Annotated in this window: 16 protein-coding genes; 8 read left to right on the plus strand and 8 right to left on the minus strand. The window is 70.2% G+C overall.

From position 1 onward, the window contains the following. The first annotated feature begins 11 nt into the window (after positions 1-11). Positions 12-1328, plus strand: a complete 1317-nt coding sequence (locus tag ACQEU1_RS06730) for an MFS transporter (RefSeq protein ID WP_433197345.1) — start codon at positions 12-14, stop codon at positions 1326-1328. Continuing rightward, positions 1267-2703 carry an acyl-CoA synthetase gene (locus ACQEU1_RS06735; protein ID WP_433197347.1) on the plus strand — a complete coding sequence of 479 codons (1437 nt, stop codon included), beginning with the start codon at positions 1267-1269 and terminating at the stop codon, positions 2701-2703. The genes ACQEU1_RS06730 and ACQEU1_RS06735 overlap by 62 nt, the downstream gene beginning before the upstream one ends. Here ACQEU1_RS06735 and ACQEU1_RS06740 read toward each other — a convergent pair. Then, entirely contained in the window at positions 2672-3283 is a 612-nt protein-coding gene (locus ACQEU1_RS06740) for a TetR/AcrR family transcriptional regulator (RefSeq protein WP_433197349.1), read from the minus strand. The two genes, ACQEU1_RS06735 and ACQEU1_RS06740, sit on opposite strands and share 32 nt — an antisense overlap. A 118-nt stretch (positions 3284-3401) precedes the next feature. On the opposite strand from ACQEU1_RS06740, the gene ACQEU1_RS06745 reads away from it, so the two are divergent. Continuing rightward, positions 3402-4169 (plus strand): SDR family NAD(P)-dependent oxidoreductase, encoded by a 768-nt coding sequence (locus ACQEU1_RS06745; protein ID WP_433197351.1) that lies wholly within the window; start codon positions 3402-3404, stop codon positions 4167-4169. Here ACQEU1_RS06745 and ACQEU1_RS06750 read toward each other — a convergent pair. Further along, complete coding sequence (locus ACQEU1_RS06750; protein WP_433197353.1) at positions 4158-7139, minus strand: BTAD domain-containing putative transcriptional regulator; 2982 nt, start codon at positions 7137-7139, stop codon at positions 4158-4160. The two genes, ACQEU1_RS06745 and ACQEU1_RS06750, sit on opposite strands and share 12 nt — an antisense overlap. Positions 7140-7180: 41 nt before the next feature. Between ACQEU1_RS06750 and ACQEU1_RS06755 the strand changes: the two genes are divergently transcribed. Continuing rightward, entirely contained in the window at positions 7181-8044 is an 864-nt protein-coding gene (locus ACQEU1_RS06755) for an alpha/beta fold hydrolase (RefSeq protein WP_433197355.1), read from the plus strand. Positions 8045-8509: 465 nt separating this feature from the next. Here ACQEU1_RS06755 and ACQEU1_RS06760 read toward each other — a convergent pair whose 3' ends face one another. Next, the gene (locus tag ACQEU1_RS06760) at positions 8510-12949 is read right to left on the minus strand and encodes an alginate lyase family protein (protein WP_433197357.1); all 4440 of its coding nucleotides are present in this window, start codon (positions 12947-12949) and stop codon (positions 8510-8512) included. Between the two features lie 203 nt (positions 12950-13152). Between ACQEU1_RS06760 and ACQEU1_RS06765 the strand changes: the two genes are divergently transcribed. Continuing rightward, positions 13153-13995: a polysaccharide lyase gene (locus ACQEU1_RS06765; protein ID WP_433197359.1), complete on the plus strand. Its 843-nt coding sequence runs from the start codon at positions 13153-13155 to the stop codon at positions 13993-13995. A gap of 53 nt (positions 13996-14048) precedes the next feature. On the opposite strand, the gene ACQEU1_RS06770 is transcribed toward ACQEU1_RS06765, so the two are convergent. Further along, a complete protein-coding gene (locus tag ACQEU1_RS06770; RefSeq protein WP_433197361.1) occupies positions 14049-15050 on the minus strand; it encodes a Gfo/Idh/MocA family protein in 1002 nt (333 codons plus the stop codon). Continuing rightward, positions 15047-16177: a GntR family transcriptional regulator gene (locus ACQEU1_RS06775; protein WP_433197363.1), complete on the minus strand. Its 1131-nt coding sequence runs from the start codon at positions 16175-16177 to the stop codon at positions 15047-15049. The genes ACQEU1_RS06770 and ACQEU1_RS06775 overlap by 4 nt, the downstream gene beginning before the upstream one ends. 131 nt (positions 16178-16308) lie before the next feature. Here ACQEU1_RS06775 and ACQEU1_RS06780 point away from each other — a divergent pair, with 131 nt between their 5' ends. Genes ACQEU1_RS06780 through ACQEU1_RS06790 form a run of 3 tightly spaced genes read left to right on the plus strand, consistent with a single transcriptional unit; the run spans position 16309 to position 18708 of the window. Beyond that, positions 16309-17304 (plus strand): NAD-dependent epimerase/dehydratase family protein, encoded by a 996-nt coding sequence (locus tag ACQEU1_RS06780; protein ID WP_433197365.1) that lies wholly within the window; start codon positions 16309-16311, stop codon positions 17302-17304. After that, positions 17304-18320 (plus strand): dihydrodipicolinate synthase family protein, encoded by a 1017-nt coding sequence (locus ACQEU1_RS06785; RefSeq protein WP_433197367.1) that lies wholly within the window; start codon positions 17304-17306, stop codon positions 18318-18320. Before ACQEU1_RS06780 ends, ACQEU1_RS06785 begins: the two co-directional genes overlap by 1 nt. A gap of 1 nt (position 18321) precedes the next feature. Beyond that, on the plus strand, positions 18322-18708 hold the full coding sequence (locus ACQEU1_RS06790; protein WP_433197369.1) for a glycoside hydrolase family 20 zincin-like fold domain-containing protein: 387 nt from the start codon (positions 18322-18324) through the stop codon (positions 18706-18708). On the opposite strand, the gene ACQEU1_RS06795 is transcribed toward ACQEU1_RS06790, so the two are convergent. The 3 genes from ACQEU1_RS06795 to ngcE are packed head-to-tail and all read right to left on the minus strand — an operon-like array spanning position 18669 to position 21855. Further along, the gene (locus ACQEU1_RS06795) at positions 18669-19484 is read right to left on the minus strand and encodes a carbohydrate ABC transporter permease (RefSeq protein WP_433197371.1); all 816 of its coding nucleotides are present in this window, start codon (positions 19482-19484) and stop codon (positions 18669-18671) included. The genes ACQEU1_RS06790 and ACQEU1_RS06795 overlap by 40 nt on opposite strands. Next, entirely contained in the window at positions 19481-20455 is a 975-nt protein-coding gene (locus tag ACQEU1_RS06800; protein ID WP_433197373.1) for a carbohydrate ABC transporter permease, read from the minus strand. The genes ACQEU1_RS06795 and ACQEU1_RS06800 overlap by 4 nt, the downstream gene beginning before the upstream one ends. Then, a complete protein-coding gene (gene ngcE, locus ACQEU1_RS06805; RefSeq protein WP_433197375.1) occupies positions 20452-21855 on the minus strand; it encodes an N-acetylglucosamine/diacetylchitobiose ABC transporter substrate-binding protein in 1404 nt (467 codons plus the stop codon). Before ngcE ends, ACQEU1_RS06800 begins: the two co-directional genes overlap by 4 nt. Positions 21856-21873: the final 18 nt, after the last annotated feature.

Genomic DNA, 21873 nt, shown 5'->3' on the forward strand with positions numbered 1-21873 from the left:
GGTGTGAAGTCATGGCGCCAACAACGCAGTTACGCCGTGCCGTCGCGTCGAGCTTCCTCGGCAGCGTGATCGAGTACTACGACTTCCTGCTCTACGCCACCGCCTCCGCGATCGTGTTCAACAAGGTGTTCTTCTCGTCGCTGGACCCGCTGGTCGGCACGATCGCGAGCTTCGGCACGTTCGCCACCGGCTACCTCGCCCGGCCGCTCGGCGGTGTCCTCTTCGGACACTACGGCGACCTGCTGGGGCGCAAGAGGATGCTCGTGCTGACCATGAGCCTGATGGGCGTGGCGAGCTTCCTGATCGGCCTGCTGCCGACCTACGCGCAGGCCGGCTGGCTCGCTCCTGCCGGGCTGATCCTGCTGCGGGTCGTGCAGGGCGTCTCCGTCGGCGGCGAGTGGGGCGGCGCGGTGCTGATGTCCGCCGAGCACGCCACGTCGCGGCGCGGGCTGTGGGCGAGCTTCACCAACGCGGGCGCGCCGTGCGGCATGGTGCTGTCGACGCTGGCGCTGACCGGCACCGCCGCGCTGGTCGGTGAGCAGGCGTTCCTGGAGTGGGGCTGGCGGGTGCCGTTCCTGCTGAGCCTGGTGCTGCTGGGGATCGGCCTGTTCGTGCGGCTCAAGGTCGAGGAGACGCCGGTGTTCCAGGCCTCGCGCCGGCGCGGCTCGATGCCGTTGCTCGACGTGCTGCGCAACCACCCGCGCACCCTCGCCCTGGGCATCGGCGTGGGGCTCGCGGCGTTCGTCGCGCAGTCGACGCTGACGACGTTCGTGCTGGCCTACGGCGTGCAGGCGGGTGAGAGCCGGCAGATGATCCTCAACGCGCTGACGTTGTCCTCGGCGCTCGCGGTGATCGGGATCATCAGCTGGTCGGCGGCGTCGGACCGGTTCGGGCGGCGGCCCGTCGTGCTGGCGGGCGCGGTGCTGATGGCGGCGTTCGGGTTCGCGCTGTTCCCGTTGGTGGACAACGGGTACGTGGTGGTCGCGCTGGTGCTCGGCCAGGCCGTGATCCACCCGATGATGTACGGGCCGCTAGCCGCGCTGTACAGCGAGTTGTTCAGCACGGGCAGCCGGTACACCGGCGCGTCGCTCGGCTACCAGCTCGCCGGACTGGGCGCGGGGCTCGCGCCGTTGCTGTTCGCGCAGGTGCAGCGGTCGGCGGGCACGGGCGCGATCCCGTTCATCCTGGCGGCTTTCTGCGTGCTCACGGTCGTGTGCACGGTGGCGTTGCGGGAGACCAGCAGGACCAGCCTGACGGGAGACGGGGATGCGGAACGCGGGACTGGGCAGCTGGCCACACCGCCGCGCGCGCATGGCGCCGAAGCGTGAAGCCCTGACGTACGAAGGGGTTTCGGTCTCGTACGGTTCGCTGGCGCTGCGGGTCACCAGGCTGGCGCGGCAGCTGCGGTCGCTGGGCGTGCGGCACGGCGACCGGGTGGCGTACCTCGGGCCGAACCACCCGTCGTTCGTGGAGACGATGTTCGCCGCGCACCAGCTGGGCGCGATCTTCGTGCCGCTGAACTTCCGGCTCAGCCCGGCGGAGATCGACTACCAGCTGGCCGACTGCGGTGCGTCCGTGGTGGTGCACTCCGCTTCGCACGTCGTCTCTCACCCTCGCGCCGTGTCTTTGTCGGCGTACGAGGAGTTTCTGGCTTCGGGCTCAGATGAGCCGTTGGACGAGCCGGTGTCCGTGGACGACGTGGCGTTGATCCTCTACACGTCCGGCACGACCGGCAGGCCCAAGGGCGCGATGCTCACGCACGCCAACCTGCTGTGGAACACGTTCAACCTGATGATCGGCGTCGACCTGCGCTCGGACGACGTCGTGCTGGTCACCGCGCCGTTGTTCCACGTCGCCGCGCTCACCCAGACGTTGTTGCCCTCCTTCATCAAGGGCGGGCACAGCGTGATCACCTCGCGCTGGGACGTCGCCGAGTGCCTGTCCCTGATCGAGGACAACGGCGTGACGTGGATGTTCGGGGTGGCCACGATGTACGCCGACCTGGCGTCGTCGCCGTCGTGGCCTGACGCCGACCTGTCGTCGTTGCGCGTGCTGCTGTGCGGCGGGGCGGCCGTGCCGGACTCGCTGATCCGGTCGTTCCAGGACCGGGACCTGGTGTTCTGCCAGGGTTACGGGCTCACCGAGACCGCGCCCGGTGCCACGTTCCTCGAGGCCTGGGACAGCGTGGCGCACGCGGGATCGGCCGGTCCGTGCGTGTTCTTCGGCGACATCCGGCTCGCCGCCACCGGTGAGATCGAGGTGCAGGGACCGAACGTCACGCCGGGCTACTGGAACGACCCGGTGGCGACGGGGTCGGCGTTCACCCCGGACGGCTGGTTCCGCACCGGCGACCTGGGGCGCCTCGTCGACGGCCACCTGTTCGTCCTCGACCGGCTGAAGGACATGTTCATCTCGGGCGGCGAGAACGTCTACCCGGCGGAGGTGGAGAACGCGATCTCCGCGCACCCAGACGTGGCCGAGGTGGCGGTCGTCGGGGTGCCGGACGCCCGCTGGGGCGAGGTGGGCCGCGCGTTCGTCCGGCCGCACGACGGGGTCGCGTTCGACGTCGCGGGGCTGCGGTCGTTCCTGTTGCCTCGGCTGGCCCGGTACAAGATCCCTGTGCACGTGGACGTGGTGGACTCGTTGCCGCGCACGGGTTCGGGCAAGGTGCTCAAGCCCGCCTTGCGCCGGCTGCCTCTCTGACCTCGTGGCGGGCGAGCAGCGTGTGGACCGCCTCGTCCACCGCGTGGGCCATGGCCTTCTCGGTGGGCGACCAGTTCATCAGCAGCATCCTCGGCCAGAACGCGAAGTTCGAGATCATGCCGAGGAACTGCGTGGCCGCGAGCACCGGGTCCGCGACGTCCAGCGTGCCCTCGTCGTGCTCCAGCTCCAGGTAGTCGCGCACGGCGTCGAAGAACGGCTGCTTGCCGAGCTTGAACTGCGTCTGCCCGAGCTCGGGAAACCGCGGCGCCTCGGCGATGACGATGCGGAACAACGCGACCATGCCCGGCCGCGTCAGCAACGCCACGTACCGCCGCCCGAGCGCGGTCAGTCCTCTGCGCGGATCACCGGGCTGCGGCGTGAGCGCGCCCTCCTCCGTGCGCCAGTAGTCCGTGACGATGGCGTCGAACAGCTCGGCCTTCGTCGGGAACTGCTTGAACAGCGTCGCCTTCGACACCCCGGCCGCGTCGGCGATGCGCGCGAGCGACGTCTTGTCGTACCCGGACTCCAGGAACAACGTCGTGGCGGCGTCGACGATCGCCGCGCGCTTCTGCTCAGCCATGCGCTCGTGGTAGGTCGGCACCCGGCCATTCTGCCATGAGGTGAGTCACTTGACTCGCCATCGGTCTTCTGGCTAGCGTTCCGAGGTGAGTCACTCAACTCACCACTCGGAGGACACCATGGCACGCTTCGCCGGCCAGACCGTGCTCGTCACCGGCGCGACCAGCGGAATGGGTGCGAGCCACGTCCGCGGCTTCGTGGCCGAGGGCGCCCAGGTCGTGATCGCCGCCCGCAACCACGAGGCAGGCCGCGCGTTCGCCGCCGACCTGGGCCCGTCGGCGTTCGCCGTGCGCCTGGACGTGACGTCCGAACAGGACTGGATCGCAGCCCTGGACGCGGTCTCAGCCCACTTCGGCCCGTTGTCCGTACTGGTCAACAACGCGGGCGCGCAACACCCGGCCGCCCTGATCGAGGACACACCTCTCTCGGTCTGGCAGCAGACCCTGGCGGTGAACCTGACCGGCCAGTTCCTGGGCATCAAGCACACCGCCCCGTCGTTGCGGGCGGCCGGCGGCGGTTCGATCATCAACATCGCCTCGACCATGGGCAACGTCGGCCAGGCCTATTACGCGCCTTACGTCGCCAGCAAGTGGGCCCTGCGCGGCCTGACCCGCACCGCCGCCCTGGAACTGGGCCGCGACAACATCCGCGTGAACTCCGTCCACCCCGGCGTCGTCGCCACCCCCTTGATCACCGAACCGATCGCCGACCAGCCGGCGATCGGCGACCTCTACTCCCCCGCCCCGTTCGCCGTCCCGCGCCTGGGCACCCCGGAAGAGGTCACCGCCCTGGTCCTGCACCTGGCCTCCGCCGACGGCGCCTTCGCCACAGGCTCCGAGTTCGTCCTGGACGGCGGCCTCCTCCTGGGCCCGGCCCTAGCGGCGTAGGTAGTCCGCGACCGCCCCGAACGTGAACAGCCCAGTCCCCGCCACCAGTTCACCCTTGGCGGGCAACAACACCGGACGCGCCCGCCGACGAAGCCCGTCATCACCCAACCGAACCGCCGCCAGGTGCAACAAACACCCGCGCACCTCGGCCAGCAGGTCCTTCGGCCCGTCCGGCAACGCCCGCGCCGCCACCACCGCCTCGTCCGGCGGCAACACCAGCGGCGCCACCCACTCGCGGTGCGGCCCCCAGTCGTCGTCAAGGTCCACAGTGGACGGACCGTGCAGGCTCAACAGGGCCAACGGCAGCAGCCCGCGTTCCATGCCCCACATCCCGGTCCCGCCAGTGCGCTCGGCCGCCGCTCGGTAGGCCCTGTCCGCCTTCGCCTTGTCGCCGGCGGCCGCCAGCTTCAACGCCGCGTACCACTCGGTGAACACACCGACCAGCGGCAGGTCGTGCCGTTCGGCCAGGCCGTCAGCGTGGCGCGCGTGTTCGTCGGCAGCCTGGAAGTCGGCGAGGGCGGCGTTGGCCTGGACGAGGATCAGGTGCCCCAGGACCTCGTGGGTCACCAGGTGGTGCGCAGCCGAGACCGCGACCAGTTCACGCCCGATGGCCGCGCGTTCCGGGGCCAGGCCGGTGCGGTGGAAGGTGTGCATGAAGCGACCGTTGAGGGCGAACGCCAGCAGGGCTGGGTCGTCCAGGTCGCGGGCGATGGCCTCGGCCTCGACGGCTTCCGGCAGACGAGCCCCGGTGCCGCGGTCCTCCATGGCGATGGTGGCGAGGAGGCGGGCTCGAGTGGCGGTCGGGGCGGGGAACGCGGGCAGGGTGCGGCGGGCGGCGGCGACGAGTTCGGCGGAGTGGGCGGGGTCGTCGTTGGTGGTCCAGATGCCGGGGACGTCGAACGACCCGATGACCTCGGCCACCACACTCGGGTCGCCGATAGGCGATGTGGGCCCGGCGGTGGGCGCACCGGCCGACGGCGCGGACGTGCTGGTAGCGGTGCCGCGCGGCGAAGCAGGCGCATCGGCTGGCCGCGAGGCAGGCATGGCGGATGCGGCGGTGGCGAGGCGGGGTGTGGCCAGCGTTGTGGCGGTGGCCAGGCGTAGTGCGGTTGACCTCTGCTTTCGTGCCGCCTCCAGGTCGCCGCTCACCGCGAGCGCCCTGCCCAGGCCGGTCAGCAGGCCGACCCGCTCCTCCCCCGCCGCCGCGATCGCCGCCCTCCACAGCCTCACCGCGTCGCGGGGCGAGTGCGTCGCCTCCGCCGCCCCCGCCAGTGCACGCACTGCCGCCTCGCCCCTCGAACCCGCTGCCAGGTAGTGGTGTGCGAGTAGTGAGACCTCGTCGGGGCGGAATGACTCCAGGGTTGCCGCCGCGTGCTCGTGCCAGCGGGCTCGGCGGGTCAGCGACAGGTCCGCGTACACCGTGTCCCGCACCAGCGCGTGGGTGAAGCGGGCCCGGCCTGGGGCCTCCTCCACCACGAAACCGGCTTCCAGGGCGAGGTCCAGTGCGTCCAGCACGTCCGAACCGGCGACGGCGGAGAGGAGGTCCACGTCGATGCCCCGGCCCAGCACCGATGCCTGGCGCAGGACCTCGACCGTGTCGGCGGGCAGGGCGGCCAGGCGGTGGCGGATCACCTCGCGCACGCCTGCGGGTACGCCGAGGGCGCCTTCGGCGGCGTACAGGCGGGCCAGTTCCTTGGCGTAGAACGGGTTGCCGTCGCTGCGCGCGTGGATCGCACTCGGGTCGGCCGCGGCGGTGATGGGCCTGATCAGTGCCGCCACCGCGGTCTCGTCCAGGCCGTGCAGCGGGACGCGGACCGGTTCGGCGCGGGCCAGGGCTTCCAGGGGCACGGGGGTGCGGGAGGTGGCGACGATCAGCACTCGGCCGGAGAGTCTGGCGGTGGTGAAGGCCGCCAGTACCGCCAGGGTTTCGTCGTCGGCCTGGTGCAGGTCGTCGAGCACCACCAGTGCGGGAGAGGCAGCTTCCACCGCGGACACGACGGAGCGGCGCAGGTGGAAGCGGTCGGCGGTGTCCAGGTGGGAGCCCAGTGACTCCACGACCTGCTGCCAGGGCCAGGCCGTCGGGGCGTCCTCCGGGCAGCGGGCCCAGACGGTGGTCCAGCCGAGGCGGGTGGCGAACGCCTCGGCCAGGGCGGTCTTGCCCACGCCGGCCTCGCCCGTCACCAGGGCAAGGCCGAGTCCTGCGGAAGGCACGGCGGAGAACAGCGCGGCCAGTTCCGCTGACCGTCCCACCAGCGGCGACGGCAACGCCAGCCGGGGTGAGTGGGCGAGGATGTCGGCCTCGACGGAACGCAGCTCCGGGCCGGGGTCCACGCCCAGGTTCTCGGCCAGCGCCGCACGTGCCGCGCGCACGGCCTCCAGCGCGTCGCCCTGGCGTCCCTCCCGGTACAGGGCCAGACCAAGCTGGCTCCAGGCCTTCTCACGCCACGGGTGGTCGGCGAGGTGGGCGCGCAGGTCGGCGACGACTTCGGCGGAACGGCCCAGGTCCAGCAGGGCGGCGGCGCGGCGTTCGACGGCCACGAGGCGCAGTTCGGAGAGGCGGGTGATCTCGGCGCGGGCCCAGGGGAAGTCGAACTCGGCGTAGGCCGGGCCGCGCCACAACGCCAGCGCACTGTCCAAAGCGGACAGCTCGCCGTCGAGCAGCGACTCGAACCGCCAGGCGTCGACGTCCGTGGCCAGCAGGGCGTACCCGGCGCCGGACGTCACCAGCAGCGTCGAGGGAGTCCTCGGGGGACGGTCGGGTTCCAGGGCTTTCCGCAAAGCGGCGACGAAGGTCTGCACCGTGCCGAGGGCTCCCGAAGGCGGGTCGTCCCAGAGGTCGGCCACCAGAACGTCGACCGGGACCACGCGGCGGCGGGCCACCAGGAGGCGGGCCAGCACGGCGCGTTGTTTCGGGCCGCCCAGCCTGGCGGAGCCGGCGGTCAGCGGGCCCAGCACGCCGAAGCTCACCATTCGCTGACTCGTTGCTGATCGGGCCGGCGCACAGTGGCCAGGTGAACCACACCGCATTCGACTACCAGCGCGTTCAGGTCTCCGGCGGCATCGGGCTGAACGTGGCCACGACCGGCGGCGGGACGCCCGTCGTGCTGTTGCACGGCTTCCCGCAGACCCACCTCATGTGGCGGCACGTCGCCGCCGGCCTGGCCGCCGACCACACCGTGATCATGCCCGACCTGCGCGGCTACGGCGACAGCGACAAGCCGCAGGACACCGGGCTCACCTACGCGAAGCGGACGATGGCGCAGGACGTCGTCGACGTCGCCAAGGCTCTGGGGCACGACAGGTTCGCGCTGGTGGGCCACGACCGAGGCGCGCTGGTCGCGTTCCGCGCCGCGCTCGACCACCCGAAGACCATCACCCACCTCGCCTCGCTCGACGTGCTGCCGACGCTGGACATGTGGGACGTCATGCGCGGCACGTCCGCCGCGGTCGGCTTCCACCTCTTCCTCATGGCCCAGCCGCCCGGCCTGCCGGAACAGCTCATCGGCGCCAGTCCCGACGCGTTCTTCGGCCACTTCCTCGACGCGTGGGGCGCCACGCCGTTCCCCAAGGACATCAAGGACGAGTACCTCAGGGCGAGCCGCGAGGCCGTCACGTCGATCGTCGCGGACTACCGGGCGTCGGCCACGATCGACGTCGAGCACGACACCGCGGACAGGGCGGCGGGGAACCGGATCGAGATGCCGGTCACCGTGCTGCAACAGGACTGGGGCGCGGCCCTCGGCTTCGACGCGAAGCAGTTGTGGAGCGCCTGGGCGGCCGACCTCGACCACCAGACCGTCCCCTATGGACACTTCATGGCCGAGGAAGCGCCACAGGAGATGGCACGCACCATCCGCGACCTGCTGAAGCGGTAATTCCTTTGCAAACGGCCGGCAAGATCAGTCCCGAGCTGTCGGGCGCGTCGGCGGACCTCGCCGTGCCCAGGGCGCGGGAGTACTGGCTGCGCCAGCACGTCCGCTTCTCCCCGACTTCAGCTGGGGCGGAACGGAGTTCGGCGGCAAGATCGGCCTCGCCGGCGGCAAGCGCTGCTCCGGCGGGCAGGGCTGCGACGGCTACAACGGCTTCACGGTCCGGTTCGCGTGGGGCCGCGATAGCAAGGCGATCCTGTCTCCCCTACCACATGGGCAAGACGGGGAAGTTCGGCGATTCCTTCCAGCTCAGCCCGAACGGCAGCGGGTACGCCTACCCGCGCGGGCGGTGGATCGAGCTGAATTCGCACCGACGCGCAACTCGTACATCTGGTACGACGACGTGCGCGTGCAGACAAGTCATTAGTAGGAAACGAAAGGCCGGGGCTCCTAGAAACCCCGGCCTTTCGCCTATCCGACCGTGAACGTCACCTTCAGCAGATCGCCGTGCCGGGTGACCGAGCTGACCGGCTGGTTGTTCAGCTCGACGGTGCGGACACCAGGGGCGTGCACGGTGATCGTCACCGGCCCGCGGTCCACCGGGCGCCCGACGGCGAGCCGCACCGTGCTCCCGTCGAACACCGCGGAGGCGTTCTCCAGCTTCTTCGACGCCGAGAACCACGTGCGGCCGTCGACCTCGACCGACTGACGGCCCAGCACGTCGATGCTCAACGGGGTCGAGCCCGCGCGGCGCACCAACGCGTACCCGCCGTCGTACAGCACGTCGTCCCGCCGATCACCGGCCAGCGCGACCCGGACGTGCCCGTCCCGCACCTGCTCAGCCGACACGATCGCACTGGGCGCGGCCGCCGACCGGGTCTCCAGCAACGTGGTGAACCGAGTCGACGTCCCTTCCCGCCGCGCCAGCACGAACGGGATCTGCTTGCCGTCGGTGGCAAGCCCCGGCCCCGTCGCCTGCACCACACGGGTGGACGACGGTTCCAGAGCGCGCATCGACAGCACCGACTGCGGCGTCTTCCACTCCGCCTGCCAGGCCGCACCGGCGCCCTCACCGACGACCCGCAGCTTGTCGTAGCCGAAGTCCTTGTCGGCCGGGTCGAGCACGCACGTCCCGCAAGCAGGCGGGGTCAGCGCGACACCCGACACGGCCAGGTCGCCGAGACCGTGCCACGACTGGTCGAACCGGTGCGCCGACGAGCCACGAGCGTCGAAAACGTCCACTGTGTACTCGTCGGTCATCAGCTCGGCCCGGCGCAGCGACACGTCCGGCATCGCCGCGTACGGCTTGTCCGCGCGGGCGTCGACCACCTTCAGCCGCGGCGTGGTGCCGAAGAACTCCAGCGCACCGCGGATGTTGCGGTCCTGGCTCTTGCCGTCGACCACGACCGTGTTGTGCGACACCGACTCCCGGTACCAGTTGTTGGTCAGGTCGGCGTTGTCGGCGCCGTAGATCTGGCCGAGGTCGGTCGACTGGAGCCCTCCCCCGCCGACGACGTCGAGGTGCAGCTTGTCCGCGTGCCCGTGAGTACCGCCGGCCACGCCGTGGTCCAAGCGCACAGCGTTGGCCTGGAACGGGTCCACCGCGCCGGAGAAGCCCAGCCGCACGTCGTCGAACAACGCGACCCCCGCCGCGTTCTCCACGACCAGCGAGATCCGCGCGGCGATCGCGTCCTTCGGCACGTCGGCCTTCAACGTCCGCGACTTCCACCCGAGCAGGTCGTGGAACGTGGCCGAGACGGGCTGAGTCGCGCCGCCAGGTCCGACGAACGACAACTCGATCCGCGCGCCACCACCGGGACGCAACGGCAACAGCGGCGAGAACGTCCGTGCGGCCAACTGCACCGACGACACGTTTCCACCGGTCACCGGCACATCAACGGTCCACGCGCTGCGGTTGAGCCCACCGGTGATCTTCGCCGACGACTTGCCCCGGTACGGCACCGGCGACAGCTCCGCCGCTCCCTCACGGGTCCAGCCGCCGTCCTCGAACCCACCGGACCCCAGCAGGTCGTCGGAGAACAGGTCGACGTCGTCGACCGTGACGTCCCCGCGAACCGACAACCTCACCGCGCGAGCCAGCGGCGGCACGTCCAGCCCGGTCTCCCTGGCGCCCCACGCGCCGTCGACGGTCAACGCGCCCCGGCCGACCTCCCAGCGGTCGTTCAGGAACACCGCCTCGATGCTGCCCTTGCCCTTCGTCATCGCCTGCAACGTCAGGTGCGAGAGCCGGGTGCCGTCGAGCGGGAACGTCTGCGAGGCCGCACCGGCCAACCGGCCGTCCACCACCTTGCCGCCGTCGAGCTTCCAGAACGCGGGCTTGCCGGCATCGGCCAGCGACGCGTCCGAGAAACCGGGGTTGGGCACGAGGTTCACCGCGTCCGACGACCGCAGCACCGTCTCACCGAGCCCGCCGAACGTCGCGCTGGGCTGCCGGGGCCCGCTCAACCGGGGCAGCGAGTCCACGCCGAAGCGCAACGCCCACCGGTCCGACCGAGGCCGGCCGAGGTTGTCGTAGGCGTAGGACAACCCCGTCGCGAAGTCACGCGAGCCGTACTCCGCGTACGCCCACTCGGCCATCGCCGCGAAGCTCGGCCCGAACCGGCGGCCCCACGTGCCGCCGTCACCGGCCGCCGGGATCGTCAGATCCGGGTACAGGTACGGCAGCAACGTCGTGTGCATCGACCGGAAGCGCTCGTCGGTCGTGTAGTCGCGCTCGCCCAGGTTGCGCGCCGACATCGCGAGAGAAGTCAACGCCTGCAACGCGTACACGTGGTAGCTCGCGGCGCCCTCCCACCACCAGCCGTCCGCCAGCCGGGCTTTGTTCAGCAGGAACTCCGTGCCCATCTCGGGATCGTCCAGGGCCCACTTGCGCAGACCCTCGTCGCCGATCGCCGATCCGGCACCGTGCACGGCGGCGACCGTCCAGGCCTGGAAGTTCGACGTCACCGTCGGATAGGCCTGCACGAGCTCGGCGAGCGGCTTGAGCAGGTTCAGCGAGATGTCCACCCGGTCGGACTCGGGCAGCACCTCGCGGATCAGGTCGTACCCGTCGATCAACCCGATCGCGGCCACGGCCTCGTCCAGCGACTGGTAGTGCACCCGGCCGTAGAGCTGGTTCATCGGCACCGACAGGAAGCGTTCGGCGTAGTAGGCAAGGACGTCCCGCGCCTTGGTCGCGTAGCGCTGGTCGCCGGTGACGCGGAACGCCAGCCCGAGGTCAGCGACGGCCTGCGCGGCGTTGTTGTGCCAGATCTCGACCCACGCGGCGTCGAGCAGGTCGCCGGTGTAAGACTTGCCGTCGATCGGGCATCGGTGCAGCTTGGGCGAGTCGTAGTTGAACTCGAGCGATGTGTTCGTGCCGGGGCACTTGAAGTTGCCGCTCCAGCCGCCGTGGTTCACCGGCTGGTCGAGCGGCCGGGCGAGCCACGCGTCCGCCTCCGCCTTCACCACCGAGTCGAACGCCTTGCGCGCCCAGTCCTGCCCGGCGATCCGCTGCTTCACCGCGTCCAGCTGCGCCGGCGTGCTGTAGACCCGCGGCGCACCACCGGGAGAAGTCGCCTCGGCAGCCTTGAAACTCGCCTGCTGCACCAACGTGACGTCACCGAGAGGCGTCGCCGTCAGCACGGTCGACGCCCCGGCGGGCACCGTCACGGAGACCACGGTGGACTCCCCCGGCTGGAGCACCGGCGTCGCGGGCGCGACCGAACCGGGTCCGTCGACCGCGAGCTGGAACGAGTCGGCGACGGCACGGCGGTTCGTGACGGTGGTCAGGAACTTCGCGGACGCGCCGGCGGCCGCGCTCTTGGTCTGGCTGTCCGGCGCGATCCACGGCGACTCGGGCGTGACCCGCACGTCGTCGACCCACGCGGTGCCGGTGGCGTTCTGGATCGCCGGGATGATCTGGAGCTTCGTCATCAGCGGCGGCACCCGGAACGTGCCGGAGATCGTCGTCCAGTCCCGCGAGCCGGTCAGCACGCCGTTGAGCAGCCCGGACGCGGCGTACACGCTGGCGCCGGCCGCGTCGGTGTAGAGGAACCCGACCGAGACCCGGAGTCCACCGGGGAAGTCGGTGTAGTCGGCGGTCTCGACGCGGTCGAGCTTGACCTTCGCCGACACGTGCACGACCGGCCACGTCCGGTGGTCCAGCGGGACGGTGACGAACCCGCCGATCTTCTGCGTCGGCGAGGCGTCGATGCGCAACGACCTGGTGCCCTGGAAGGCGGTCTGAGTGTCGACCTTGTAGGTGGCGCTGAGGTACGGCGTGCACCAGGCAGGCGCCGGGCAGGCCTCTGTGGACGGTGAGGTGAGCTCGAAGCCCGGGTTGTTGACCAGGTTCACCCACGACTCGGCGCGCACGGTCAGGTCGTCGAACCGCACGGTGCCCTTCGCCCGGTCCAGAGCGATGGAGAGGAACGCCGACACGGTTCCGGCGGGCACGGTGTGGACGTTCTCGCGTGAGGCCCAGTCCTGCGTGCCGGTGAGGTTGACGCCCTTCCAGGTGCGCTTGCCGGTGGCGTCCACGAACGCGATGCTGATCTTGGCCGCGTTGTCGGCGGTGGCGCCCTGCACGACGTTCTCCAGCCGCACCCGCCCGGCCACCTTCACCGAACTGACGCGCCGCACGTCGAGCGCGAACGACGCGGAGGTCGCGCCCTCCCAGGCGGTTCCGGTGGCCGAGGACACGACGAGCGCGCCGGCCTCCCGCTTCGCCCCGGCCGAGAGCGTCCACGACGTCGTGGCGTTCTCGAAGCCGCCGCCCCGCAGCAGCTCGTGCGCGACCGGCGTGTCCGGCGCCGGCGGTCCGGGTGCGGCCGAGGCGGTCGCGCTGGTGGCGACGGCCATCGCCGCCACCACCGCGAACACCTGCAAAACCGCGACAGGCTTTCTCATCGGGTTCCTCCAGAATTCATTCCACGAGACAGAAGGAATTGCGCGACCCCCGCACCTGGCCGAAATACTGCGACATCGCAGAAGTCCAGTCAATGCCCGGATTTCACCCGTGGAATCATTCCCGGAATGACTCCGCCAAACGTTGACTCACCGCGCCTGACGTGGCGATACTGCCCGAACCCTCGAACAAGTGGAGGAAGTGCATGCGAACAATGACGTTGCTCGCGCTTTCGAGCAGTGCAGCGATAATCGCGTCGACCATTGCCGCACCGAGCGCGATGGCGGCGGCCCTGAACAACTACTTCGAAACCCCTGCGGCCGGATCTTCGTACACCCTGTCCAAATGGGCGGCCGACGGCTGGAACGCGCCCTGGCACCAGGGCCTCGACACCCGCACGTACGTCGACTCCAGCGTGAAGCGCAGCGGCAGCAAGTCGCTGCGGGTGACCTACCCGGCCGGCAAGTTCGGCCCGGAGACGTCCGGCGCCCAGGCCCCGTTCGCGATCCCGCGGGCGCGGCAGTACTACGTGGCGCAGTGGGTCCGGTTCAGCCCGGACTTCAGCTGGGGCAACACGAACTTCGCCGGCAAGGTGGGCGTGGGGCTCGGCGCGGGCGCCTCGTGCTCGGGCGGCATCCCGTGCGACGGCTACAACGGCTTCACGTCGCGGTTCATCTGGCGCAGCGGCGGCAAAGCGGCGATCTACTACTACAGCATGGACCACGCCGGTCAGTACGGCGACTACCGCGACCTCTCCCTCGACGGCAAACCGGTCTACTACCCGCCGGGCCAGTGGGTCGAGATCGTGCAACGGGTCAAGGTCAACACCGTCACCAACGGCAACGCCAACCCGGACGGCGAGATCCAGGTGTGGTTCAACGGCCGCTCGGCCGCGTTGATCACCGGCATCAAGTTCGTCCGCAACGGTGACCTGATCGACCGCGCCTACCTGTCGTCGTTCGCCGGCGGCGGGGACGCGACGTTCGCGCCGACCAGGACCGGCTACATCTGGTACGACGACCTGCGCGTGAACACGAACCCGATCTGAGCTGGGCGGTCTGCCCGCCGCCGGTCCGGCGGCGGGCAGACCGCGGCGGCTGGTCACGGGCGCACCGCGGGGCGGGGCACGTCGACGGGGTTGCCGCGATCGGCCGCCTGGTAGACGGCGAGCGCCGCCGACACCACTGACCGCCCGTACGCGCCGTCGACGTACTCCCCGTCCTCGCCCCGTGCGGCCGAGACGAAGCCGTCGAGCTGGCTGCGGAAGGCGTCGCGCAGGTGTCCCGGGCTCGCGCCGACCAGGGTCGTGATGTTCCCGTCCCGCAACAACAACAGGCCGTCGCTCGCGCTCACCCGCAACGTCACCTCCGGCATCACGACGTCGGTCTCGTCGTAGTACGGCGTTCCACGGCTGGTCAGCACTACGCTCGCGGTGACGCCGTTGGCCAGTTCGATCAACGCCAGCGAGTCGGTCTCCACGTCGATGCCGTCCCTGCCGCGCACCACGCTGCTGACCCGCCGCACCGTGCCGCCGCCGAACCACTGGATGCGGTCGAGGCCGTGCGTGCCGACGTTCAGCACGATCCCGCCGCCGGCGAGCACGGGGTCGAAGAACCAGGCGGGGCGCGAGTTCGGTTCGTAGTGCGCGGAACGGCGGTGCGCGATCAGCAGCGGCGCGCCGAACTCCCCGGACGCGATCAGCGCGCGGGCCTCCCGCGCCACCGGGTCGAAGTGGATGACGTGCGCGACCGCGAGCAGCACGCCCGCGTCCCGGCAGACCTCGATCATCCGCGAGCAGTCCTCGACGGTGGTCGCCATCGGCTTCTCCACCAGCACGTGCAGCCCGGCCTCGGCGGCCTCCACGACCTGCTGGGCGTGCAACGCGTGCGGCGTCGTGATGATGACGGCGTCGAGGTTCCCCTCGGTGATCATCGCCCGGTAGTCGTCGTACACCTCGACGCCCGGTGCCGCGAGCGCCTCGGCCGCCTCGCGCCGCACGTCGCAGATCGCCGCGATCGCGTACCCGTGAGCACCGGCCGCCGCACGGACGTGATGCGCGCCGACGGCGCCGGCACCCAGGAGTCCGATCCGGAATGACGTCATGTTCCCGCTTTCTCGTGAAGCACCGCCGAACCGCAGGACGCCCTGACGACGAGCCGCGGCTGGATCAGCACCTGTTGGGACGGAACGGTGCGGCCACCGTCGATGCGGTGGAGCAGGAGCTGGGCCGCGAGCGCGCCCACTTCGGTCTTGGGCGGCGAGACGGCGGTCAGCGGCACGTCGCCGACCTCGGCCACCTCGTCGTCGTAGGCCACCACGGCGAGGTCGCCTGGCACCGACAGGCCGAGCCTGCGGGCGGCGACGATCAACGCGGCGGCGTCGCGGTCGCCGTGGCAGAACACCGCCGTGACACCGGACTCGACGCAGCGCCGGGCGTAGGCGGAGATGTCCTGGGCCTGCCAGAGCAGGCGGCACGAGGTGGCGGCGGCGTCGACCTCCAGCAGCTCGACGGCCTGCTCGAACCCGGCCGCGACCTGCTCGGACGTGCCGGTGCTGACCCGGCCGAGGAACCCGATCCGCTGGTGCCCCAGCTCTTGGAGGTGCCGGACCGCCTTGCACACCCCGCCCGCGTGGTCGGTGCCGACGAACGTCGTGGGATCGTCCGGTTCCGGTGACGGCGGGCGTCGTTCGGCGAGCACGTACGGGACGGGCAGGGCGCGCAGTCCGTCCACGTAGGACTGAGGGTCGTCCATCAGGTGCAGGCTCGGCACCAGGAGCAGGCCCTGCACGCCGGTTTCGAGCATCGTGCGCAGCTCGTCGCGTTCGACGTCCAGGTCGTACTTCGAGCACACCAGCACGACCCCGACGCCGGCACCTCTCAGCACGCGCTGCAGCCCGTCGATCACGCGCGGGTAGTAGTAGGTGGTCGACGGCACCAGCACGCCGACGAGCGGCCGTCCGGTCATGATCGGCGCCGACTCTGACCGGACGAAGGTGCCCGCACCCTGCCTGCGCAGCACGATGTGCTCGTGCACGAGCTGGCCGACGGCCCGCCGGATGGTGTTGATGCTGACGTTCAACGTCGTGGCGAGCTCGCGTTCGACCGGCAGCTGGTCGCCGGGTCCCCACACCCCGTCGGCGATGTCCTTGCGCAGACGGTCAGCCGCCCACTGCCATTTCGGGCGAGCGGAGGAATGAAGGAATGAATCCTCCGATTCAGCTGATGTCATGCCGGGAAGAATGACTGATGATGCTCCTTGCCGCAAGAGGTGACCTGTGATTTTGTGTGCACAGACCACATCAGGCCAAAAATTCATTCCTTTCAGAGAATGAATTCGTCCCATGCTGGGAGTGCGCCCTCATGAATGAGGCAGACCTCGAAGAAGAACTCAGCAGGCCGTCTCCCGCGCTGCTCGCGGAGGCGGGCGGCTGGGGTGACGTCGTCGTGCTCGGCGCGGGCGGCAAGACGGGCTCCGGCATCGCCGGCATGGCCAGGCGCGCGGGGTCGGGTGTCGTCCACGCCGTCTCGCGCTGGTCCGACGAGGACGGTCGCCGGCGCGTCGAGGCCCAGGGCGTCTCGGTGGTCACGGCCGACCTGTCCGATCCGGCCGCGGTGTCGGCGTTGCCGGACGCCGACACGGTGATCTTCCTGGTGGGCGCCAAGTTCGGCACGGCCGGTGAGCCCTCGCAGGCGTGGATGACGAACACCGTGCTGCCCGCGTACGTGGCCGAGCGCTACCCGAAGGCGCGGATCGTCGCGCTGTCCACCGGCAACGTCTACGGCATGACCACGCCCGTCACCGGCGGCAGCGTCGAGACCGACGAACCCCGCCCCGACGGCGACTACGCGATCACGTGCCACGGCCGTGAGCAGGTCTTCACCCACGCGGCCCGCACGCGTGGCACGCCCGTGGCGTTGATCAGGCTCAACTACGCCTGCGAACCCCGCTACGGCGTGCTCGCCGACCTGGCGCGGCGGTTGCTCGACGGCAAGCCGATCGACCTGACCACCGGCGCGGTGAACGTCGTATGGCAGCGCTACGCCAACGAGGTCGTGCTGCGCAGCATCGCGCACACCTCGGACGCGCCGTTCGTGCTCAACCTGACCGGCCCGGAGACCGCCTCCGTGCGCTCGATCGCCGTCCGGCTGGCCGCACGGCTCGGCGTCGAGGCCTCGTTCACCGGCTACCTGCCGGAGACCTCGCTGCTCAGCGACGCGACGACGTGCCACGAGCTGTTCGGCTACCCCGACCGCACGCTCGGGCAGCTGATCGACCTGCAGGCCGCCTGGCTGCGCGACGGCGGGGCGTTGTGGGCCAAGCCGACCAAGTTCGAACGACGGGACGGACGGTTCTGATGGACTTCGAGACAGCCGCACTGCTGCGCCGCGGCACGGTGATCCCGGCGCACCCGCTCGCGCTGGACGAACGGCGCACGCTGGACGAGGACCGGCAGCGGGCGCTGACCCGCTACTACCTGGAGGCGGGGGCGGGCGGGCTCGCGGTCGGGGTGCACACGACGCAGTTCGAGATCCGCGAGCACGGGCTCTACCGCCCGGTGCTGGAACTGGCGGCGGAGGAGATCGCCGCCCAGGCTGGACTCGGCACCGAGGATTCGGTTCCACTCAGCCCCTTCGTCCGCGTGGCCGGGGTGGCCGGCCCCACCGATCAGGCCGTGAAGGAAGCCGAGATCGCTCGCGAACTCGGCTACGACGCCGTCCTTGTCTCCCCCGGCGGTCTCCCCCACCTCACCACCGACGACCTCCTCGACCGCAGCGCCGCCGTCGGCGAGGTCCTGCCCACCATCGGCTTCTACCTCCAGGAAGCCGTCGGCGGCCGCTACCTCCCCCGCTCCTACTGGCGCCGCCTCGCCGACCAACCCTCGACAGTCGCGGTCAAGGCGGCACCCTTCGACCGCTACCGCACCTTGGAGCTCGTCCAAGGCGTGGCGGACTCCGACCGGGGCCACGAGGTCACCCTCTACACCGGCAACGACGACAACATCATCAGCGACCTGCTCACCCCGTTCCACGTCAACGGCGGCGTCCGCAGGTTCGTCGGTGGCCTCCTCGGCCACTGGGCGGTCTGGACCCGCTCGGCCGTCCAGATCCTCGGCGACGCCCACGCCGCGGTGGCCGGCGACACCGAGGCACGCTCCCGCCTGGAAGCGCTGAACGCGATGTGCATCGACGCCAACGCGGCGCTCTTCGACGTCCGCAACGGCTTCAAGGGCGTGATCGCCGGCGTCCACGAGGTGCTCAGGCGCGACGGAGTCCTGAAGGGCATCTGGTGCCTCGATCCGGACGAGACGCTCTCCCCCGGCCAGGCCGAGGAGATCATCCGAGTCCAGACCGCCTACCCCGAGCTGCACTGACATGGCGATCCGCAGGCACGGCAAGGAACCCCGCCGCCGCACCGGAGAGTTCCTGCTGCGCGACGGCATGAGCATCCGGGCCATCGGCAACGCGCAGGAGGCCGCCCGCCTCCTGCGCGCGCACGTCCGCGAGACCACCGGGATCGTGCTCGGCAACTCGCCGGACGGCATCGTCATGGTCACGCACGAACCGGCCATGCGCGGCCTCGGCGAGGACGGCTACGCCCTGCTGGTGAGCCCGAACGCGGTGATGCTGCGCGCGGCCACTCCAGCAGGGCTGCTGAACGGGGTCGAGCAGTTCCGCCGGCTACTCGATGCCGGCGGAACGGTGCCCGCGACCGACCTCACTCACTTGACCGCCCCGGCCGTGGCACCGGCCTGGATGTAGCGCTGGAAGCACACGTACGCGAGCAGCACCGGCAGCATCGCGATGGTGAGCCCGGCGAACAGGCCGCTCCAGTCGCTCTGGTATCCCTGCGACGTCGACAAAGCCGCGAGTCCCTGCGCCAGCACGTAGTTCTCCGGGTCCGGGTTGAGCACCAGCGGCAGCAGGTACTGGTTCCACAGGCCGAGGAAGTTGAAGATCGCGACGGACACCAGGCCCGGCCGCGCCATCGGCAGCATCACCCGGAAGAACACGCCCCAGTGCGTGCAGCCGTCGATGAACGCCGCCTCGGCGATCGCGGACGGCAGCGTGCGGAAGAACGCGTGCAGGAAGAAGATCGTGAACGGCGTCGCGAACGTCGCGTACACGAGGATCAGCCCGAGTTTGGTGCCCAGCAGACCCATCTGCTCGACCGTGAAGAACAACGGCACGAGGGCCAGGAACGTCGGGAAGAACTGGGACGTCACGAACAGGTAGTAGACGAACCTGTTGCCCGGGAAGCGATAGCGGGCCAGCGCGTACGCCGCGATGCCGCCGAACAGCATCGTCAGGAACAACGCCCCGCCGACGACGATCACCGAGTTCAGGAAGTACTGCCCGATCGACGCCTCGTTCCAGGCACGCCCGAAGTTGTCCCAGCGGATCTCGGACGGCACCGTCCACGGGCTCGACAGGATCTCGGCATCGGACTTGACCGAGCTCGTCACCGCCCACAGCAAGGGAAAAGCCGTGACGACCGCCCAGAAGCCCAAAGCGATGTGCAGCGGGAACCGTTTCATGCCAGCTCCGTCCGGTTCTTGTTGCCGCGCAACGCCACCAGCGCGAACACGAGCGTGCCGAAGAACAACGCGACGCCCATCGCCGAGGCGTAGCCGAACCTGCCGTACTCGAAGGCCGTCCGGTACAGCGACAGGCCCATCACCTCGGTCGACCCGTCCGGCCCACCCGGTCCGACCGTCATGATCTGGACCAGCGCGAACGCGTCCAGCGCGACCATGCCGAGGTAGACGAACGCCACCTGGACGTTGTCCCGCAGCAACGGCAGCGTGATCCGCCGAAACGTGGTCCAGCCCGACGACCCGTCGATCAGCGCGGCCTCGAAGATCTCCTTCGGGATTCCGTCGATCGCGGCGCTGAACAGCACCATGTAGAAGCCGACGCCGGACCAGATCATCACCGCCATCACGGCGAACAGCGCGAGCGAGGGTTCGGCGAGCCAGCTCCGCGCCAGCCCGTCGAGGCCGATCGCGCGCAGCACGCCGTTGATCAGGCCGTTGTTCGGGTTGTACGCGAAACCCCACAGCACGGCCACGATCGCCACCGACAGCATCTGCGGGAAGAAGAACACGATCTCGTAGAACCGCGACCCCCGCACGCCGGTGCGGCCGTTCCTGCCGCCGCGCTGGATCATCGTGGCGAGGAACAGGCCGATGCCGATCGTCGCCGCGGGCATCAGCAGCAACAGCAGCAGGTTGTTCTTGATCGCGTCGAGGAAGAGCGAGTCGCCAGCGAGCCGGGTGAAGTTGTCGAACCCGACGAAGTTCGCCTTGCCCGCGACGCCGTTCCAGTCCGTCAGCGACAGGTAGAACGCCTGCGCGTACGGGGAGACGACGAAGACGACGTGGAGGATCAACGCGGGTGCGAGGGCGCCGATGACGAACCCGTACCCGCGGTTGAGCTTGCGGCGCCGCGACGGCCTGGGCGGAGCGGGCGCCGCTGCCCGCTCCGCCGGCCTGGTCAGCACGCTCACTTGCGCTCGTACTTCTTGATGCTGGTGTCCTTCGCGAGGTCGTCGGCGGCCTTCTGCACGCGGTCGACCCACTCGGACGGGGTGATCCGGCGCGTCACCAGCTCGGCGACCGCGTCGTCCACGGCCTTGGTCAGCGTCGGGTACCAGATGCGGTGCCGGTAGTTGATGGTGTCGTCGCCGGCCTTCTTCACCGCCTCCGCGACCGAGCTGAGCGCCGGTGACATGGTGAGGCCGTCGGTGGCGCCCTTGACCGCCGGCAGCGTGCCGACGGACTTCGCGAAGTCCTTCATGGCGTTGCGGGAGAACAACATCCGCAGGAACTCCAGGCCGCCCGCGACGTTCTTGCCCTGGCTCGGCACGAGGTACGCCTCGCTGCTGGCCGCGTGGATGGCGTTCGTCTTGAGCTTGCTGTCGCCCAGCGACGGGACCGAGCCCATCACCATGTCGAACCCGGCGGGCGTCACGGACTTCTGCTCGGCCTCGAGCCAGGAGCCGCTCGGGATGATCGCGGCCTTGCCCTGGCACCACGCGGCCTGCGCCTCGGTGTGGGACAACGCCTCCGAGCCCTGCATGACGTACCCCTTGGCGGACAGCTCGGTGATCGCCTCCGCGGCGGCCTTCACCGACTCGTGCCGCCAGGCGTTGGGCTGGAGGTTGTCGATGGACTTCAGCAGGTCCATGCCACCGCCCCGGACCGCCATGACCAGCAACGGGTCGGTCATGTACTCGGGGAACTTGCCCTGGTAGGTCCAGGGTGCGACGCCGGTCTTCTTGATGTCCTCGCAGAGGTCGAGCATCTCCTGCCAGGTCTGCGGCCACATCCAGCCGTTCTTCTCGAACAGCGGCTTCGAGTACCAGAGGCCCCAGGCGGTGTAGGCGTAGTTGAAGCGCACGAACGCCCCGTCGTAGATCCCGTCCTCGACCACGCCGGGCAGCAACGTGTCGCGCAGCTTGACGTCCGGGTCGTCCCACGACGGCGCGTCGAGCAGCTTGTCGAGGTTCTCCAGCTGCCCGGACTGGTTGAGCGCGGCGATGTCGAGGCGGCCCGCGCCGGTGTTGTTGACGACGTCCGGCGGGTTGCCCGCGACGAACCTCGGCCGCAGCGTGTCGCCGACCTTCTGGATGCCCTTGTGGTCGATGACGGCGGCGCCGAACTGCTTCTTGTAGACGCCTTCCGCGGCGAGCACGTAGTCGTCCCCGTAGGCGCCCTTGAAGACGACGACCTCCAGCGGGGCGTCCGCCTTGACGCCGAACGGGTTCGTGGCGCTCTTGTCGCCGGTGCTCTGCGTCTGGCCGCCGTTGCCGCCGGCGGTGACGCACGCGGCCAGCGCGGGTGCGGACAGGCCCAGCACGGCGGCCGCTCTGAGCATGGTGCGCCGCGAGAACTCGGTGGAGGACATGACGGGTCCGTTTCTTGT

The sequence above is a fragment of the Lentzea sp. CA-135723 genome, assembly GCF_050936595.1.
GTDB lineage: Bacteria > Actinomycetota > Actinomycetes > Mycobacteriales > Pseudonocardiaceae > Lentzea.